The 18666-nt window shown below is 74.0% G+C and carries 13 protein-coding genes; 7 read left to right on the top strand and 6 right to left on the bottom strand.

All coding sequences use genetic code 11. The annotated features are described in order from the left end of the window. Positions 1-33: 33 nt before the first annotated feature. From ABD832_RS29285 to ABD832_RS29275, 3 genes are all read right to left on the bottom strand, one after another. Positions 34-3249, bottom strand: a complete 3216-nt coding sequence (locus tag ABD832_RS29285; protein WP_344901223.1) for a GH92 family glycosyl hydrolase — start codon at positions 3247-3249, stop codon at positions 34-36. 135 nt (positions 3250-3384) lie between these two features. After that, positions 3385-6084, bottom strand: coding sequence for an AAA family ATPase (locus ABD832_RS29280; RefSeq protein ID WP_344901220.1), 2700 nt, complete (start codon positions 6082-6084; stop codon positions 3385-3387). A 145-nt stretch (positions 6085-6229) separates the two neighbouring features. Next, positions 6230-8005 carry a 2-isopropylmalate synthase gene (locus ABD832_RS29275; RefSeq protein WP_344901217.1) on the bottom strand — a complete coding sequence of 592 codons (1776 nt, stop codon included), beginning with the start codon at positions 8003-8005 and terminating at the stop codon, positions 6230-6232. A 282-nt stretch (positions 8006-8287) separates the two neighbouring features. Between ABD832_RS29275 and ABD832_RS29270 the strand changes: the two genes are divergently transcribed. The 3 genes from ABD832_RS29270 to ABD832_RS29260 all read left to right on the top strand — a co-directional run bounded on the left by ABD832_RS29270 (position 8288) and on the right by ABD832_RS29260 (position 11027). Beyond that, on the top strand, positions 8288-9190 hold the full coding sequence (locus tag ABD832_RS29270) for a UbiA family prenyltransferase (RefSeq protein ID WP_344901214.1): 903 nt from the start codon (positions 8288-8290) through the stop codon (positions 9188-9190). Between the two features lie 210 nt (positions 9191-9400). Beyond that, a complete protein-coding gene (locus ABD832_RS29265) occupies positions 9401-10360 on the top strand; it encodes a sensor histidine kinase (RefSeq protein WP_344901211.1) in 960 nt (319 codons plus the stop codon). Then, positions 10350-11027: a response regulator transcription factor gene (locus tag ABD832_RS29260; protein WP_344901208.1), complete on the top strand. Its 678-nt coding sequence runs from the start codon at positions 10350-10352 to the stop codon at positions 11025-11027. Before ABD832_RS29265 ends, ABD832_RS29260 begins: the two co-directional genes overlap by 11 nt. Here ABD832_RS29260 and ABD832_RS29255 read toward each other — a convergent pair. Beyond that, positions 11003-11968 (bottom strand): aldo/keto reductase, encoded by a 966-nt coding sequence (locus tag ABD832_RS29255; RefSeq protein WP_344901205.1) that lies wholly within the window; start codon positions 11966-11968, stop codon positions 11003-11005. The two genes, ABD832_RS29260 and ABD832_RS29255, sit on opposite strands and share 25 nt — an antisense overlap. 421 nt (positions 11969-12389) lie before the next feature. On the opposite strand from ABD832_RS29255, the gene ABD832_RS29250 reads away from it, so the two are divergent. Next, on the top strand, positions 12390-12596 hold the full coding sequence (locus tag ABD832_RS29250; RefSeq protein WP_344901202.1) for a hypothetical protein: 207 nt from the start codon (positions 12390-12392) through the stop codon (positions 12594-12596). Positions 12597-12626: 30 nt separating this feature from the next. Here the strand turns inward: ABD832_RS29250 and ABD832_RS29245 are convergent, their stop codons facing one another. After that, positions 12627-14105 carry an NDP-hexose 2,3-dehydratase family protein gene (locus tag ABD832_RS29245; RefSeq protein ID WP_413224687.1) on the bottom strand — a complete coding sequence of 493 codons (1479 nt, stop codon included), beginning with the start codon at positions 14103-14105 and terminating at the stop codon, positions 12627-12629. 282 nt (positions 14106-14387) lie between these two features. Between ABD832_RS29245 and ABD832_RS29240 the strand changes: the two genes are divergently transcribed. The 3 genes from ABD832_RS29240 (at position 14388) to ABD832_RS29230 (ending at position 17967) form a co-directional block, all read left to right on the top strand. Further along, positions 14388-14984, top strand: coding sequence for a dTDP-4-dehydrorhamnose 3,5-epimerase family protein (locus ABD832_RS29240; RefSeq protein ID WP_344901196.1), 597 nt, complete (start codon positions 14388-14390; stop codon positions 14982-14984). Between the two features lie 362 nt (positions 14985-15346). Beyond that, positions 15347-16531 carry a macrolide family glycosyltransferase gene (locus ABD832_RS29235; RefSeq protein ID WP_344901193.1) on the top strand — a complete coding sequence of 395 codons (1185 nt, stop codon included), beginning with the start codon at positions 15347-15349 and terminating at the stop codon, positions 16529-16531. After that, positions 16531-17967 (top strand): AfsR/SARP family transcriptional regulator, encoded by a 1437-nt coding sequence (locus ABD832_RS29230; RefSeq protein WP_344901190.1) that lies wholly within the window; start codon positions 16531-16533, stop codon positions 17965-17967. The genes ABD832_RS29235 and ABD832_RS29230 overlap by 1 nt, the downstream gene beginning before the upstream one ends. Before the next feature lie 96 nt (positions 17968-18063). On the opposite strand, the gene ABD832_RS29225 is transcribed toward ABD832_RS29230, so the two are convergent. Beyond that, positions 18064-18447 carry an aromatic-ring hydroxylase C-terminal domain-containing protein gene (locus tag ABD832_RS29225; protein ID WP_344901804.1) on the bottom strand — a complete coding sequence of 128 codons (384 nt, stop codon included), beginning with the start codon at positions 18445-18447 and terminating at the stop codon, positions 18064-18066. Positions 18448-18666 lie beyond the last annotated feature (219 nt).

The following is an 18666-nucleotide window of genomic DNA, read 5'->3' as shown; positions in this document are numbered from 1 at the left end:
GGACTACCGGGGACTACCGGGGACCACCGGGGACTAGGAGAACGCCCAGGTGAACAGGTGCAGCTGCCCGTCCTCGGGGGTGGAGAACGTCAGGCTCCGCACCTTCTTGCCCGGGTCCAGGGCGATGGGCCGCGACGCGTAGACGTGGGCCGGCACGGGCTGCAGCGCCCACGAGCCCCAGAACAGCCGGTGCGGGGTGCGGGCCACGACCTCGTTGCCGAACCGGGGCTCGTCCGAGCCGAAGTCCAGGATCCAGTCGCTGAGGCCGAGCCGTCCCGTGCCGGTCGTGCCGTCGGTGTAGGTGACGGTGACGTCCGCCTCGGGCCAGCCGTTCACGCCCGTCCCCAGGAAGGAGACGCCGGTGGCGCCGTCCGGCGCGGCCACCTCCAGCGGCTCCGCCCCGGGGCGGACGTTGTCCCACTCGCCGCGCTTCCTGTCCGGCCAGGTGAAGGTGACGCCGCGCGACGTCACCCGCCCGCCCGGGGTGAGACCGGCCTCGGCCAGGGCCTGCGCCGAGAGGCTGAAGCCGGGCCCGTCGATGTTGGCCTCGCCGGGAGCGCCCATGTGGCCGATGCCGGCGTTGTTGTGGTGCCACTCCGGGGTGCCGCGACCGGCCACGTTGAGCCGTACCGAGGCGGTGAGGTCGCCCACGACGACCGGCACCGTCAGCATGCCGTGCGGCACGGTGCCGGACACCGAGATCCGGAGGGCCTGGCGGGCCTGCCCGCCCGCGGTCAGGGCGAGCGTGCCGCGCGCGGGCGACACGGTGACGCCGGCCGGGGGCCTGGCCTCCCAGGTGAGCGTGGCGGCCCGGCCCAGCGACCGGACCGCGAGGTCCGTGGTGAGCGTGCCGCCGGGCTCGACCGGGCCGCTGCCGCGGCTGAACCCGGCCAGGTACGGCCTGGTCCCGGTGCCGAACGACGGTGGCGCGTCCTCGGGGTCGGCGCCGAAGGCCCGGTTCGGGGAGGTGTCGCGGACGAAGCCCAGCCGCCCGCCGCCGGTCGCGAACGACTCCGGCAGCCACGCCCGGTCCGTCGCCGCGCCGTTCACGGTGAGCGAGCGGACGTACGGCCCGGAGCCGCGGGCGTCCACCACGATGTCGCCGGCGTCGCCGCCCGGCCGGTCGATCGTGACTCGCTCGAACAGCGGGGTGTTCACCAGCAGCTCGGCGCGGCCGGGGATCGCGGGGAAGAGCCCCATGGCCGACCACACGTACCACGACCCCATGGCGCCCAGGTCGTCGTTGCCGACCAGGCCGTCCGGGCCCGATCTGTACAGCTCCTGCTGCACGCGCCGCACCAGCTCCTGCGTCTTGTACGGCCGGCCGGCCCACGCGTACAGCCACGGCGACGTCATCGCCACCTCGTTGCCCAGGTAGGCGTACGGCTCGGCGGGCCCGGCGTTGAGCTTGGTGAAGTAGGTGTCGAGCCGGGGCACGACCGCGCCGGGGCCGCCCATCGCGGTGAACAGCCCGGCCGGGTTGTGCGGCACCAGCCAGTGGTACTGCGCGCCGTTGCCCTCCATGTAGACGTCCGGGTGGGCCGGGTCGAACGGTGAGGTGAACGCGCCGTCGCCCTGGCGCGGCTGGATCCAGCCGGTGCCCGGGTTGTAGATGTGCTGCCAGGCCTGCGAGCGTCCCATGAACTCCGTGGCCGTGGCCCGGTCGCCGAGCCGGGAGGCGAGCTGGGCGATCCCGAAGTCGGCCACGCCGTACTCCAGCGTCGCCGACGGGTCGCCCGGGACGTGCCCCTGGCGCATGTACGCGGCGTTGCCCGGCCGCTCGTCGTACTGCAGCAGCGGGTGCCCGATGTCGCGGGGGCCGGTCCGCCTGGCCGCCTCGGCCATCGCCCGCAGCGCCGCCCGCGCGTCGAAGTCGCGCGCGCCGAACGCGTACACGCTGGACAGGATCGAGTGGTACGGGTCGCCGACCATGACGCCGGTGACCGCGGTCTGGTGCGACCACCGGTCCCACACGTTGCCGAGGGCCTGGGCGTTGTCGTACATCGACTGTGCGATGTCGGCGGCCACGTCCGGCGCCAGCAGCGCGAGGAGCTGCACCTGGCTGCGGTAGATGTCCCACCCGGAGAAGGTCGCGTAGTGGTGGCGGCCCGGCCGCACCCGGTGCGGCGCGTAGTCGCTGCCGGTGTAGGCGCCGTCGACGTCGTCGGAGACGTGCGGCTGCAGCAGCGTGTGGTAGAGGTTGCTGTAGAAGGTGCGCTGCTGGTCCTCGGTGCCGCCGGCGACCCGGACCCGGCCCAGGCGCTCGCGCCACACGCCGGCCGCCTCACGCGCCACCTGGTCCACGCCCTTGCCGGCGATCTCGGCCTGGAGGTTGCGCCGGGCGCCGTCGAGGCCGACGTAGGACAGCCCGACCCGCATCTGCACCGGCCGCTCCGGGTCGAACTGCAGGTACGCCCCCGAGCCCGGCCCGTTGACGGTCACGTCCTCGCGGGTGACCAGGTCGCCCCTGACCCTGGCGGGTCCGGCGTTGGCGACGCTGCTCCCGCCGGGACGCACCTCGCCGTCCTTCCAGGTGCCGAACGCGGTGACCGGCCGGTCGAACGTGGCGTGGAAGTAGATCTTGTAGCGGGTCGGCGGGCCGCAGAATCCGCCGGTCTGCACCCAGCCCTCGACGGTGTTCCCGCTGATCCTGGTCTCACCGTCGTCGACGCCGTTGACCGAGCCGCTGGTGTTCAGCAGCACCGTGCCGGGCTTGCCCTTGGGGAAGGTGAAGCGGGCCACGCCCGTCCGCATGCCGGTGCTGAGCTCGGCCTTGACCCCGCTGTCGAGCGTGGTGCCGTAGAAACCGGGGGAGCCCCGCTCGTTGTCGTGCGAGAACGTCTGCACGTAGTCGTCGCCGTGGGTGGCGGGCGAGCGGCCGATCGTCCCCGAGACGGGGATCACCGGGAAGTCCTGCGCGCCGGTGCAGCCGGGTCCGGAGATGTGCGTCATGGAGAAGCCGCGCAGCCGGTCGTCCTCCCACCGGTAGCCGCCGCCGGCGTCGGAGACCGTGTCGGGGCTCCACTGCATCATCCCGAACGGCAGGACGGCGCCGGGGAAGGTCATGCCGCCGCCCCCGCCGTGGTCGAAGTCGGGTGCCGCCTCCTTGGTCCCGTGGAAGACGTTGACCAGGGACACGGGGTCGCGCTCGGCCGGCACGGGCTGCGGGGCGCCGAGCGGCAGAGCGGTGGCCGCGAGCAGGGCGGTGACGACCGGCACGGACCAGTGAGGCAGGGACCAGAAAGACACGGCAGTCCTCCGAAGGTGGGGTCGCCGTATCGAACCCCGGCCCCGCGCGGCCGGTCAACGGACGGCAACGACGGCCACAACCGGCCACCGGACCCGCCCGCGAACAGGGGTTGACGTCCCCGCGTCCGGGTGCGGTCAGAGCTGTTCACCGGTCAGGGGCTCGGGCAGGTCGGCGCGCCGCGCCACGCTGAGCTTGCGGTAGACGCGCGTCAGGTGCTGCTCCACCGTGCTCACCGTGATGAACAGCTGGGCGGCGACCTCCCGGTTGGAGTAGCCGTCGGCCACCAGCGTCGCCACCCGCCGCTCGGCGTCGCTGAGCGGCGGCCGCGCGCCGGGCAGCTCACCGGCCCACGCGCCGTCGGAGTCGTCGGGCAGCATCCGGCTCAGGGCCCCGGCCTGGCACTCCTGGGCCAGGGCACGGGCCCGGCGGCCCAGCACCGCGGCCCGGCGGAACTCGCCGACCGCGTGGTAGGCCCTGGTGAGGCCGGTCAGCGACCTGGCGAGCTCGTACCTGTCGCCCCCCTGCTGCAGCAGCTCGGCCGACTGGCGCAGCAGCATCACCCGGTGACGCTTGTCGGCGGTGGCGGCCAGCACGCGCAGCGCCATCCCCTGGACCCGCCCGGAGCCGCCGGAGCGCGCGAGCTGCTCCTCCACCAGCAGGCGGGCCTCCCGCACCTCGTCGAGGGCGATCAGGGCCTGCGCCGCGTCCAGCCGCCAGGCGATGAACTCGGCGCTGTCGAGCCGCCACTCGACCATGAGCTCGCCGCACAGCCGCAGGTCGCGCAGCGCCTGCCGGGCCTGGCCGGCCGCCAGGTGGAAGCGGCCCTTGCCGTGCAGGTACTGCAGCCCGAACCGGGTCTCCAGCATGGCTTCGGGCACCGGCCGGGTGAGGGGCGGCAGGAACTCCTCCTGACGGCCCATCGCCACACCGGCCAGCAGCAGGCTGCCCAGCGGCCCGCCGACGGCGACCCCCCAGCTGTCCGGCGGGATGAGCTCCAGGGCGCGCTGCGCGTCGGCGGCGGCCGCGGCCGGGTCGCCCCGGCGCAGGCCGATCTCGGCGCGGATGGCCGACAGGCGGGCCTGCCGGCTCGGGGCCCGGCGCGAGACCGCCTCGGTGATGAAGGAGTCGCACCAGGGGGCGGCCAGATCGGCCCGGCCGGTGTAGGTCAGTGCCAGCAGCGCGCTCTCCACCGTGTCCATCGACATCTCGTCCAGCCGCGAGCCGCGCAGGATGCGCTCGGCGGCCGCCGCCGTCTCCGGGAGCGGGCCTCCCGTCAGCGCGCGCACCAGCGCGTCCGCCGACTCGGTCCTGCGGTCCGCGCTGAGGGAGTGGGCGGCGCCCCCCGCCTGCTCGTCGGTCAGCTCGGGCAGGTGCGGCAGGAACGACGGGCAGCTGCTGCGGAACCAGGCGTGCGCCACGGCCAGCTCCGCCACCGCGTCCCGGTCCAGCTCCTGGAGCCTCCTCAGGTGCGCCAGGACGTCCCTGGCGTCGTCGGCGTGACCGTGCCACAGCAGCGCCTTGGCCAGCACCACGGCGTCGCCGCCGGTCAGGTGACCCCGGCGCAGCGCCTCGGTCAGCTCGGCCAGGTGCCCGGCGAGCGTGCCGGGGTCGATCCGCCACTTGGCCCGCACCAGGACGGTGGCGATCCTGGCGCGCCGGCGCTCGTCCCGGCAGGACCGCAGGGCCAGCACGAGGTACTCGATCGCGGACTCCACGCCGTCCTGGCGCAGCGCCCGCGCCGCGGCCTCCTCCAGGACCGGCAGCGCCCACGGCTCGGCGGCCTGACCGGCCCGCAGCAGGTGCCCGGCCACCACCGGGACCGGCGCGCCGTCGCGGTAGGCCAGCTCGGCGGCCCGGCGGTACAGGTCGACGCGCTCGTGCTCGTCCAGCCCGGCCAGCACGGCGGACCTGGCGGCCTCGTCGCGGAACCGGCCGCCGTCCAGCAGCCCGGCACGGGTCAGGTCCTGGACCGCCCTGACGACGACCGTGTCGTTCTCGCCGAGCAGCCGGGGGACGAGCCCGGCCTCGCCGAGCACGGCCAGTGCCCGCGCCACCCGGGAGGTGTCGTCCCCGGCGCGGTGCAGGCAGGCGAGAACGGCCTCGGCGTACCGCTCGCCCCGGCCGTCCCCGGTGCGGTGGTCCTCCAGCAGGGCGTCCACCAGCAGCCGGTTGCCGCCGGTCAGCGCGTGCCAGCGCTCCGGCGTGGCGCCGGCGTCCCCGGACGCGAGCCGCGTCACCTCCTCGGGGGACAGGTGCCCGAGGCGGATCGCGCGGTAGTGCGGCCGCCGCTGCATCTCCGCGTGCAGGCCGCCGAGGGTGTGCGCGTCCGGCACGCTGAAGGCCAGCATGACCCTGGCGTAGGCGATCCTGCGGGCCAGGTGCGACAGGCACAGCTGCGAGACGCGGTCGGCGTGGTGCAGGTCGTCCACGACGACGAGCAGCGGGCGCCGCTCCGACAGCTCCAGCAGCACGGCGCAGAGCGCGTCCACGACCAGCAGGTCCGCCCGCTCACCGGCCGGCGCGTCCTCCGGGTGCGCGCGGGCACCCTCGCGGAGCAGGCCGACGGCGGTGGCGCGGTCCGGCTCGGTCATGGACGCGCCGTGCACGAGCTGCGAGAGCACGCCGAGCGGGAGCGCGCTCTCGGCGGGCGAGCCCGTGGCGGCGAGCAGGAGGGCGTCGTGGCCGAACGCGTGCTCGCCGAGGCCGTACAGGAGCGCGCTCTTGCCGGTGGCGATCGCGCCGGTCACCATCGCGACGCGGCCCCTGCCGGCCACCGCCTCGTCCAGGAGCTCCCGCAGCGTGGTCATCTCGTGCCGCTGGACGTCCTCGCCCATGACGGTCCTCCGTTCGGTGGTCAAGCGGTCGGTCTGACGGAGCGCGGGCCGGGACGGCGGTCGGGACGGCGGTCGGGGCGGGGAGCCGGGACGGCCCGGCCCCCGCCCCGCGACGAGGCGGGTCACGCCGGTCTCCTCGCGCACGTCAACCGGCGGTCGCCAGGCGGCGCGGCTCGCGCGGGAGCGGGACCGGCCGCGTGCGGCCCGCGAGGCGGGCACCGGCCACGCGCACGGCGGAGAACGCGGCCGTGGCCACGTCGGCGCCGATGCCCGCACCCCACGCCACCCTCGCCGTCCCCGTCCCGCCGGTGCCGGGCCCGTCTGCGCCGGGGGCACCTGCGGGGGTGCACTCCGCGTAGACCACGACGTCGCCCGGGGAGCGGCGGATCAGGGCGGGACGTTCCGGCGCCATCTCGCGCTCGTCCAGCGCCGGGGCGGTCCTGTGCACGGCGCGCACGTCGATGCCCCACGGGCCGAGTACGGCGCGCAGGTCGCACGGCCCCTCGGGGACGCGGGCACCGTCGATCCAGAGCGTGACACCGACCGGCTCGTCCTCCAGCGGGCGGGACCCGCCGCGCTCGCCGTGATCCAGGTACTCCGCGCGGAACAGCTCGCCGATCCGGCTCGGGGACAGCTCGCAGCCCTCGGCGTCGGCCTGCGCCTGCACCCGGGCCGCCAGGTCGGCCTGCAGGCCGCGGGGCAGGTCGAGCCCGTGCCAGGCGCTCATCACGTACGCGACACCGCCCTTGCCGGACTGGCTGTTGACCCGCACGACCGCCTCGTAGGTGCGCCCCACGTCCCTGGGGTCCACCGGCAGGTACGGCGTCCGCCACGGCAGCTCGCGGGCCGGCACCCCGGTACGGGCCGCGAGCCGCTCGTGCTCGTCGAACCCCTTCTTGATGGCGTCCTGGTGCGATCCCGAGAACGCCGTGTAGACCAGCTCGCCCGCGTAGGGGTGGCGCGGGTGGACGGGCATCTGGTTGCACTCCTCCACGGTGCGCCGGACGGCGTCGATGTCGGACAGGTCGACGCCCGGGTCGATGCCGTGCACGAACAGGTTCATGCAGAGCGTCACCAGGCAGACGTTGCCGGCCCGCTCGCCGTTGCCGAACAGGCAGCCCTCGATCCGCTCGGCCCCGGCCAGCAGGGCCAGCTCGGCCGCGGCGACCCCGGTCCCGCGGTCGTTGTGCGGGTGCACGGACAGGCACACGTGCTCGCGGCGCGACAGGTTGCGGTCGAGCCACTCGATCTGGTCGGCGAAGACGTTGGGCAGCGAGCGCTCCACCGTGGTCGGGAAGTTGAGGACGATCCCCCGGCCCGCCTCCGGCCCCCAGGCGTCCATGACCGCCTCGCACACCTCCAGCGCGAAGTCCGGCTCGGTCTCGTTGAACAGCTCCGGGGAGTACTGGTAGGACAGGTCGCAGTCGCCGAGCACGCGTTCGGCCTGGTCCATCATGACCCGGGTGGCCCGTACCGCCATGTCACGGCACCCGGCGCGGTCGACGCCGAGCACCATGTCCCGGAACTGCGGCGACGTGGCGTTGTAGATGTGCACCATCGCGCGCGGCGCGCCCCGCAGGCAGTCCACGGTGGCCCTGACGAGCTCCTCGCGGGCCTGGGTGAGCACGGTGACGCGCACGTCGTCGGGGATGAGGTCGCCCTCGATGAGCAGCCGCACGAAGTCGTGGTCGTCCCGGCTGGCGACGGGGAAGCCGACCTCGATCTCGGTGAACCCCAGGTTCACCAGCAGGTCGAACATCATGAGCTTGCGTTCGGGGGACATCGGGCGGGCCAGCGACTGGTTGCCGTCCCGCAGGTCGGTGGAGAGCCACCGGGGGGCCGAGCGGATGCGCCTGCCCGGCCAGGTGCGGTCGGTCAGATCGAGGGGCATGAATCCGGTGTAACGTCCGGCACCCTGCATCGTGGTTTTCCTTTCGTGGGTGACCCTCGTTCTTCGGGAAGCTCGAAATAGGGGTTGGAAATCCGCGACGTCGTTTTCTAGGGTGAGGATCATCCGCCCCGCATTCGTTCACCGGTGTTATGGCCGGACGCTATAGGGGCTCCGGCGGCCGGGCAACAGGGGGATCGGGAGTTCTCCGGGAATGACCCAGGGAAGCGCACCCGGTATCGAAAGGAGTACCGTCCGCTACACCTTTCGGATCACCCCCTATCGGTGGCGCCGCCCCCGATCACAATGCGAGTCATGGCAGCCATCTCCTCGCACGCCCTCACCCTCTGCGTCATCGAGGCCCGCCCTTCCGTACTCGCCGTCTCGGCCATGCGTTACCTGACCGGTGTCGCGCTCGCGCTGCCGGCCGCCACGGTCGCCGTCCCCCTCCCGCGGGTCGCGCAGGGGACGGCCGCCTGGGTGCTGTCGATCCTCGCGGTCTACCTGTACAACGGTGTCACCGACGTTACGGAGGACCGGATAAACGCTTCCGGCCGTCCCATCGCCAGGGGGGAGCTGGAGACGCGGACGGCCGCCGCCGTCGCCGCCGGCGCGGGCTGCCTGGCGCTCCTGGCGACCTGGGGCCTGCCGTCGCCGATGTTCGGGATCGTCGCCGCCAACCTGGCGCTGGGGTATCTGTACTCGGGGCCGCCGTCTCCGCTCAAGGACAGCTCGGGCGGTACGGTCGCGGTGCTGTGCCTGTCGGGCCTGCTGTCCTACCTGGCGGGATTCACCGTCGCGACCGGTGGCGGCGGCGTGGCCCTGCCGGCCGCGCTCGTGCTGTTCGCGGGCGTCGCCATCGGCTGGATGGTGCTCGTCGGCATGCCCGCCAAGGATCTGTCCGACATCACGGGGGACACCGCGGCGGGCCGGCGCACCCTCGGCGTCCTGCTCGGCGACCGGGTGTCACGGCAGGTCACGGTGGGGGCCGCGGTCGTGCTCCTGGCGGGGTTCGCCATGGCGGTCTCGCTGACGCACGTGCCGCTCACGGGCGTCGTGCTGGCCCTGGCGGCCGGGGTGGTCGCGGTGGCGGTCGCGGCCCTGTCCGCCGCGCCGCGGCCCGGCGACGACGGCCGCCGCCGCACCCGCCGCCCGTACCGGGCGTTCATGGGGACGCAACACCTTCTTCACCTGACCGCATTTTTGTCCCCGATCTGACTGAAACATTGCATGTGACTCCTGGCCGCGCCATAGTTTTGGGGAGCGCTCGGCGGCGGAGAGGGGACACCGGAGGTGACTCACGGGGCCGCGGGGGACCCGGCGGAATTAGTCGAATCGTGTCGTGAAGAAATAATCGACGAGTTCGAATCGGCTCTGCGTTCCACCGGAAACGCCGTCTTCTCAGACCGGGGCGCCCGTGAGCAGGCGTTGCGCACCGCCCATCACATACTCGACGACGTCACGGCCACGTTGCGCGCCGGGAGGATACAGGTGGGGGAGCTGTATCGATTCCAGGCGCGGGAGCTGGGGAACGTGCGCGCGGCCGGGGGGGTGCACCCCAAGGCGTCCCTGGAGGCGGGCTCGCTGTTCTTCCGCGCGGCGCTGCGCCACCTGACCCGCCGGATCGCGGAGGCGTACGAGTCCCCGGCCGACGTCATCGTGCTGGCCATCGGCGGCATGGAGGAGAGCCTGTCCCAGCGCGTCCGGGAGTCCGCCGACAGCTACCACAGCTTCCTGCTCAACCAGGTCCAGGAGAAGCAGGAGGACGAGCGCCGCCGCATCGCCCGCGAGCTGCACGACCACATCGGGCACGGCGTCAGCGTCGCCCACCAGCAGCTCGCGCTGTCCGAGGTCTACCGGCCCGTCGACGCCGCCCGCGCCGGTGCCAAGATCGGCCTCGCCCAGCAGGCCATCAGGGAGACCATGGAGAACCTCCGGCAGATCACCTCCGAGCTGCACCCGCAGATCCCGGCCCGTAGCCTGGAGAAGTCCCTGCTGGGCTTTCTGGAGACCGTCGAGGACGACGCGGTCTCCGTCAGGCTGGACGTGAACGGCGACGAGTCGTGGGCCTGGCCGCAGGTGCTCGACGAGGCGTTCCTCATCATCCGCGAGGCCGTGCGCAACGCGCTCGCCCACGGCCGGCCGAAGACCGTCCTCGTCCGGGTGAACATCGCGCCGCACGAGCTGGCGGCGTCCGTCCAGGACAACGGGCGCGGCTTCACCCCCGCAAGGGCGCGCGAGCGCGGCGGCGTGGGCCTCTCGTCCATGCGCGAACGGGCCGGGCTGCTCGGCGGCCGGGTGCTCATCTCCAGCGACCCGGGGAACGGCTGCCTGGTCGAGCTCGTCCTGCCCCTGCAGGGGCGGTCCGGTGGCGGCCGTGACACCTGAGGCGAACGGGTCGGGCGGGGCCGGCATCTCCGTGGTCCTGGTCGACGACCACGCCCTGTTCAGGGAGGGCCTGCGGGAGATCCTGGAGATGGCCGGCGGCATCGTCGTGGCGGGCGAGGCCGGTGACTCCGCCACCGCCGTGCGGGTGGTGGCGCGGACCCGGCCGGACGTGGTGCTGCTCGACGTGGAGATCCCCGGCGACGAGGTGACCGAGACCGTCGGCCGCATCCGCGAGCTCTCCCCGGAGAGCGGCATCATCATCCTCAGCATGTACGACGGGCCCCACCTGCTCACCCGGCTGCTGTCCGCGGGCATCCGCGGCTACCTGCTCAAGAGCGTGCACCGGCACGAGCTGATCTCGGCGGTGCGCAGCGTCCACGAGGAGCCCTCCCGCCTGGTGCTCGCCGTCTCCCGCACCAGCCTGGCCCGGGTGGAGGCGCCCTCGGCCGGGGTGCTGTCGGGCAAGGAGCTGGAGGTGCTGCAGCTCGCGGCGCAGGCGCTGAGCAACGGCCAGATCGCCCGCCGCCTCGGGCTGGCGGAGGCGACGGTCAAGCGCCACATGCGCAACATCTTCGTCAAGCTCAACGCCGCCTCCCGCATCGACGCCGTCAACAAGGCCCTGGCCGCCTCGCTGATCCCGCCTCAGAGCAGGGGCGGCGAGGAGTGACCCGCGGCCCGGGGCGGGAAGAGCACGGACAGCGCCTCGCGGGTCTCGACCGGCAGTTCGACCGACGAGGCCGACAGGTTCATCTCCAGATGGATCGGGTCACGCGTGCTCGGGACGGGCACGACGTGGTCGTCCTGGGCCAGGAGCCAGCTCAGCGCGAGCCTTCCCGCGCCCACGTCGAGCCGCGCGGCCATGGCCTCCAGCGTCCTGAGACGGGTGGCGTCCGACCACCGCGCCGCCGGGTCGAAACGGGGGTCGGCGCGCCGCCAGTCACCGGGCTCGAAGTCCACGCGCGGCCCGACCCGGCCGGTGAGGAAGCCCCGGCCCAGCGGGCGGGCGGCGACCACGGCGATGCCCAGCTCGCGCACGGTGGCCAGCAGGCCGGGCGCGGGCCGGCGGCCCCACAGGGAGTACTCCACGGCCAGCGCCGTGATCGGGTGCACGGCGTGCGCCCGGCGCACCTGCTGGGGGGTGCCGCCGGTCAGTCCCAGATGGCCGATCTTCCCGGCCGCCACCAGCTCCGACAGCCGCGCCACGCTCGGCTCGACGGTCGCGCGCTCGTCCTGGCAGTCCAGATAGAACAGGTCGATGCGGCCGGTACGCAGGCGCCGCAGTGAGGCGTCGCAGTCCCGGTCCAGCGAGGCGGGGCGCCCGTCGAACTCCTCGGTCCCCCGGGGACCGTGGCGGCGCACCCCGCCGCGCGTGGTCACCACCACCTCGTCACGGCGCCCGGTGACGGCCTTGCCGATCAGGCTCTCCACCCGGCCCCCGGCGTAGAAGCCGGCCGTGTCGAACAGGGTCACACCGGCGTCGAGCGCCGACCGGATCAGCCGGTCCGCGCCGGCGGTCCCGGAGCGCCCGTAGGCGCCGGTGAGGGCGAGCGAGCCGAGCCCGACACTGGAGATGACCGGCCCCGCCGGGCCGAGTCTCGTGTACCGCACGAGTCACCTTTCGTTCCACCGGTCTCCGGTGCGTCTCTCCGGTTAAAGGAGGGGGAAAAGCGAAAGCAACCCCATGTATCGCAAATAACGGGATTCGATCGTCAGTCCCGGTGGATCTTTTTCGCATGATAGGCGATCGCCCGCGTGAGCGGCCGTTTCGGGACCCCTAGGCGAACCCCTGAAACCGCGTGAGACGCATAAAAGATGATTAAGGCTCATTTAAAGAGTGCGCACGGTGGCTAATGTGTGACTTATTGGGATCAGGGAGGTTCAGGGGGACGAGCGTATTCCGCACGTGACGGTCGGGGCCCCGGCGCCTTTACCGCCCCGTCCTCCGGAAGGAGAGCGGAGACGACCGGATCCGGGATCGTGCTCATCGCCGGGAACCGCTCCAGGAACGAGTGGGCCGCCCGGTGCCGACGTGCCGACGTGCCGGGGCGCCGGGGCGCTCGGCGTCCCGGGCCTCGCCGCCCGCGACGCCGCGGTGCGCGGCCTGCGCCGCTACGCCCCGGACCTCACCGTCGAGCGGCTTCCACAGGTGCCGGCGCTCTTCACCGTCACCCCCGCGCGATCACCGAGCGGATCCGCCGCGACCGGGAACGCTAAGGGTTCACCCACGTCACCGTGACGGACTCCGCCATGGAGGACCTCGCGAGGGTCATCGGACCCCTCCGGTGACGGGCCACCGGTGTGCGTCCGCCGCCATCCTCGCGCCCGTCGTGCCCGCCGCCGCCGTGTCCGCCGCCACCGTCGTGCCCGCCGTGTCCGTCAGGCCGTGCAGGCAGGCGATCAGGGTGCGGGCCTGGATGTTCAGGTAGTAGCTGTGCCGCAGCAGCCCGTCGAGCTGGTGCAGGGCGAGCCAGCGGAACGACGGATGACCGGGCAGCGGATCCTCGTCGGTCTCGACGACCAGGTAGCGGTTGCGCGCGTGGTAGAAACGTCCGCCCTCCTCCGACAGGACGGTGTCGAAGAGCACCCGCCCGGGCAGAGTCCTCACCGTCTCCAGCACCCTCTCCAGCAGCACCGGCCGGGCCCGCGCCGGCAGGTGGTCGTAGTTGCCCGGCGCGCACTGCACGGTCGGGGCCAGCTCCACCACGTCGGTGCAGCCGGGCTCGGCGCGGGCGTGCACCAGCGCGTGCAGCACCCCGCGGACCGGTCTGACCAGGAAGGCGACGAGCCCCGTGCCCACCGGCTCGATCATCGGCTGTGTCCACCGGCTCACCTCGCGGCCGTGCGCCTCCACGCGCACGCCGACGACGTCGAAGAACCCGCCGCTCTCATGCGAGATACGGCCACCGGAGCGGTGCCAGCCGCGCAGCCGGTTGAGCGGCAGCGGCCTGGTCTGGACGTCCACCGTGGAGCGGACACCGCTGAGCCAGCTCAGGATCTCCCGCGTGCCGTGCGCGGCGTCCGCGCCCGGGTCGCGCGAGCGCTCCATCAGGGCACCGAACCCACCACCGGACCCACGACTGGACCCACGACCGGGCCCACCGGCGAGCCCGTCGTCCGCCCGGCCGTCCCGCGCCGACAGGCACGCCAGCACCGTCCGGACGTCCATGTTGACCAGATCGGGCACCGACAGCAGCTCCCGCACCCGCCGCAGCGGCAGCCACCGGAACCCCTCGGCCGCGGCCACCTCCTCGCCGACCTCCACGACCATGTTGCGGTTGCGCTTGCGGTAGAACCAGGCGCCCTGCTCCGACTGGCGCACGTCGGCCAGCACCCGCCCGCGCGGCTCCCGGAAGAGGTCCAGGTACGGCACCGGCCGCCCCCGGTGCACCCCGGTGTAGTTGCTCCTGGTCGCCTGCACCGTGGGCGAGAGCTGCGGCCCGTCGATGTTGCCCGGCTCGTTCTTGGCCTGCATCAGCAGGTACGGCACCCCGCCCACGCGCTTGAGCAGGATGCCGAGGATGCCCGCCTCGGGCTGGTTGATGATCGGCTGGGTCCAGGCCGGTACCGCCCACCCGGGCCGGCGCACGTCGAGTCCCTCGACCGTGAAGAACCGGCCGCTGCGATGGCGGATGTCGCCCGTCCCCGGGTCCTCGTACCAGCCGGCCAGCTCCTCCAGGGGCAGCCGGGTCACGCTCATGAACGTGTGCCCGGCCGTCTCGCGCAGCCACTCCTGTACGTCGGTGATGACAAGCTCCTCACAGCGCCGTCCGTCTGCCGTCCGTCTGCCGCCCCTCTGTCGCCCGTCGGCCGTCCGTCCGTCTGCGGTCCGTCGTCCGTCCGCGGTGGTCCGTCGGCGGTCCGCCGGTGGCGACGCTGTCACGGGCCGCCGGGACCGCTCAACCCCTGCTCACGCGCGGTCCCCTGCCCCGCGGGGAGCCGGATGATAGGGGTTCTGCTCCCGGCCGCGGCGTTCCTACGCTTTCGGGGTGAACGCCATGACCGATCACCGGGGAACGCGGACCGGCGGGTGAGGCACCGCGAGCTGGCCGTGGCCGGCGCCTTCGTGTTCGACCCCGAGGTCCGATCCGACCCGAGCGGCAGCTTCGCCTCGCCGTACCAGGAGAGCGCGTTCGCCGCCGCGACGGGCCGCCCGCTCTTCCCGGTCGTGCAGACCGGCCGGAACGTCTCCCGGCGCGGGGTGGTGCGTGGCGTGCACTACACGCTGACCCCGCCCGGCACCGCCAGGTACGTCTTCTGCGCCGGTGGCCGCGCTCTGGACATGGTCGTCGACCTGCGGGTGGGCTCTCCGACGTTCGGCCGCTGGGAGGCGGTGGAGCTGACCGCCGGCAACGGCCGCGCCGTCTACCTGCCGCCGGGCACCGGTCACGCGTTCGCCGCGCTGGAGGACGACACCGTGATGTGCTCCCTGCTGTCCGCCGAGTACCGCGAGGAGGACGACCTCACCCTGTCGGTCCTCGACGAGGACCTCGCGCTGCCGCTGCCGGGCGGGCGGCCACCGGCGCTGTCGGAGCGCGACGCCGCCGCACCCACCCTGGCCGAGGCGGCGGCACAGGGACTGCTCCCGGACTACAGGCCCGCCCCGGCGCCGTACACGGTGCGGTGACGACCCTCCCGCGTGTCCCGCGTGTCCCGCGCGCCGCGGTGGGCCGTCGTGCGCGGTGGCCGTGAGACGACCCCTACTCGCACCCCGGGGTGGACGTCGCGGGCGCGGCTCCCGGGCGGCCCCGTCCCGGTGCCGGGCGTCCGCCGTGGCCGGGGACGCCGGCCGGGCCGCGGGGACGTCCGGGAAGGCGATCCGCGTTCGTTCTCCCCGGACTCCGGCGGCCCCGGATCACCACCCCTTCCCGGAGCGGGGGAACCCCTAGAAAAGGCGCGAACATAAGGGGCACGGTAGGGGAGACCGTCCCTTCCACCCCCCCTAGATTGGGCACCGCACGTAAAGCGCAAAGCCCTCGGGAGGATCCAATGACGGGGCGTTTTCTTTTCATGTGCCAACCCGACCACGGACACGTCATTCCCAGCCTCGCCGTGGTCGCCGAACTGGTCCGCCGGGGGAACCAGGTCACCTATCTCACCTCGCCCACGATGGCCGGGCCGGTGACGCAGGCCGGAGCCACCGTGCTCCCGTACGACTCGATCTACCAGGACGTGGAGCTGCGGAAGCTGGAGGACGACCCGCTCGGCCTGCTCTCGCTCTTCCTCGACGAGAGCACGGAGATGCTCGCCGCAGCCGGCCCCGAGCACAGGCCGGACGTGATCGTCTACGACCTCTCCGTCCTGCACGCCGGGCGCATCCTGGCCAGGAAGTGGGGGGTGCCCGCCACGCAGCTCATCCCCGTCTTCGCCTCCAACGCCCACTTCTCCTTCCTGTCGGCCATCTACGCCGAGGAGGACGGCGGGGCCGTTGCCGAGTTCCCGGGCTGGGTGGACGGCATGCTCGCCAGGACCCGCGACCTCGCCGAAGCCCACGGCGTGCGGGCCGACCCCACCGAACTGTGGTGGGAGGTGCAGGACTCCACCCTGGTCGCCCTGCCGCGCGCCTTCCAGTTCGCCGGCGACACCTTCGACGAGCGGTTCGCCTTCGTCGGCCCCTGCCTGGGCGAGCGCCGCTTCCTGGGCGGATGGGAGCCACCGGGGGACGGGCTGCCGATCGCACTGCTGTCCTTCGGTACCGTGCTCAGCAGCCGCCCGGAGGTGTTCCGCACCTGCGTGCGGGCCTTCGCCGAGCTGCCCTGGCGGGCCGTGATCACGCTGGGCGACGGCATGGACCCGGCCGACCTCGGCGCGCTGCCGCCCAACGTCGAGGTCCACCGGTGGGTGTCGCACCTGGACGTGCTGCGCCACGCGTCGGTGGCGGTCACCCACGCCGGCATGGGGACCGTCATGGAGACGCTCTACCGGGGCCGTCCCTCGGTCCTGCTCCCCGCCACCGCCATCGACCGGCTCAGTGCCCGCCGCGTCGAGGAGCTCGGGCTCGGCCGGGTGCTCGACTCCGCCGTCCTCACCCCGGACCGCCTGATGGAGACGGTGCTCGCCGTCGCCTCGGACGAGGGCATGCGGCGGGCCGCGGACGGGATGCGGCGGGAGATCGAGGCGGCGGGCGGCACGGCACGCGCCGCCGACGTGCTCGAACGCCGTCTGGCCGCCTGATGGAGCGCCCCGCGCCCGGCCGGGCGCCCGCGTTCGAGTTCCACGTGCTCGGCCCGCTCAAAGTGTTCAAGGACGGCACCGAGCTGCCCATGAGCGCCAACAGGGAACTGGTCATCCTGGCCAGCCTGCTGCTCAACGCCAACCGCGTGATGAGCGTGGAACGGCTCGTCGAGGCCGTGTGGGCGGGCTCGGCCCCCCCGAGCGCCTGGCGGCAGGTGGCCATCTGCGTCTCGCGGCTGCGCCGCACGCTCGGCGCGGGCCTGATCGAGACCTCCAGCCCCGGCTACCTGCTGCGCGCCGCCCCGGCCGCCATCGACTGGCTCCGGTTCCGGGAGCTGGTGGCGCGCTCGCGCGGCCAGGCGGCCGCCGGTGAGCGCGAGGACGCCGTCCTGCTGCTGCGCGACGCGCTCGCGCTCTGGCGCGGCCAGCCGTTCGAGGACATCCGCGGGCTGCGCTACGACGCGGCGCGGATGGCCGAGTCGCGGCTGGAGGCACTGGAGACCTGCCTGGTGCTGGAGATCGAGCTCGGCCGCCACCACCAGGTGATCCCCGAGCTGCTCGCCCTCGTGGCCGAGTCGCCCTTCCGGGAGCGGGTACGGGCGCAGCTCATGCTGGCGCAGTACCGGGCGGGCCGGCGCGCCGACGCGCTGCGGACCTACCAGGAGACCCGCCGTTACCTGCTGAAGCAGATCGGCCTCGAACCCGGCCCGGCCCTGCGGCGGCTGCACGAGCAGATCCTGCGGGACGAGTCGGCCCTGATGCGCCCGCCCGTGTCGCGGCCCTCCGCCGCCCGGCCGATGCCCTCGCAGCTCCCGCCGCAGGTCCTGCCGTTCGTGGGCCGCGACGAGGAGCTGGCCACGCTGGACGCGATCCTGGGTTCCGCCCGCGCGCCGGGCGCCATGGTGCTGTGCGGGGCGGCGGGCGTCGGCACGACCACGCTGGCGGTGCACTGGGCGCACCGCCGGGCCGACCGCTTCCCCGACGGGCAGTTGTACGCCGACATGGGCGGCACCGGGCCCGCACCGGTGATGGACCGCTTCCTGCGGGCGCTCGGGGTGCAGGACATGCCGTCCGACCCCGCCGAGAAGCTCGCCCTCTACCGGAGCTGCACGGCACGCAGACGGCTGCTGGTCGTTCTGGACGGCGCCGAGCACGGCGACCAGGTGCTGCCGCTGCTGCCCAGCGGGCCGGACTGCCGGGTCATCGTCACCAGCGCCGACCCGCTCGACGACCTGGTGGCCCGGCAGGGGGCCGACCGGGCGTTCCTGCGGCCCCTGACCGACGACGCGGCCAGGCACCTGGCGGACCTGCTGGTCGGCGGGGCGCTCGGCCCCCAGGCGGTGTCGGACCTCGTGGTCACCTCGGGCGGCAACCCGCTGTCGCTGCGGCTCGGCGCCGCCCGCCTGCGCTCCCGCGCGGGTCAGCCCGCCGCCTGAGGCCACCGCACCGGACCGGGCGCCGGCCCGCACCCGGCCCGTGCCCGCCGGGTGGTCCGCCCCGTGGACCCCGGCCGGTCGCCGGGGGTCACCGCGTCAGCGCCTGGACAGGATCCGGCCGAGGGCCTCGGTGAGCGTCCGCGCCGAGGCCGGGCCACCCGGGGAGCGCCAGGCGACGTGACCGTCCGGGCGGACGAGGACGGCGCCGCCGGGACCGAGCTCGTACTCCTTGGCCCAGGTGGGGGAGACGAGCGGGCCCGGGGGACGGGAGGCGCCGGCCCCCGTGGTGCCGGTGTTCGGGACGTCGGTGTCCGGGACGTCGGCGTCCGAGATCTCCGCGACGGTGAGCGGGACACCGGTGAGGCGGGCCGTCTCCGTGGCCGCCGCGGGCCAGCCGGCGCCCGCGGGGGCGAGCAGCGTGAAGTGCGGGCCGAGCAGGTCCAGCGTCGAGACGCGTCCGTGCGGACCGTGCAGCCACACGTGCGGGGCCCGGTGCCCGGGCCGGGCCGTGGGGACGTAGGTCCGGTACGGGTCGGCGGGTGCGGGGGGGCGCGGTGCCGTCGGGCAGCACGGCGCCGGAGTCGTAGCCGAACCCCAGCACCAGCCCCTCGCAGCTGCGCCGCCCGGCCTGCCGCTCGATCGCCTCCCGCATGGACAGCCGGCCCTCCATCATCGCGAAGGTGATCAGCGCGTTGTTCA

Source organism: Streptosporangium longisporum (genome assembly GCF_039534895.1).
GTDB lineage: Bacteria > Actinomycetota > Actinomycetes > Streptosporangiales > Streptosporangiaceae > Streptosporangium > Streptosporangium longisporum.
The sequence above is the reverse complement of the archived record's forward strand: the minus strand, read 5'-3'. Positions and strand labels throughout refer to the sequence as shown.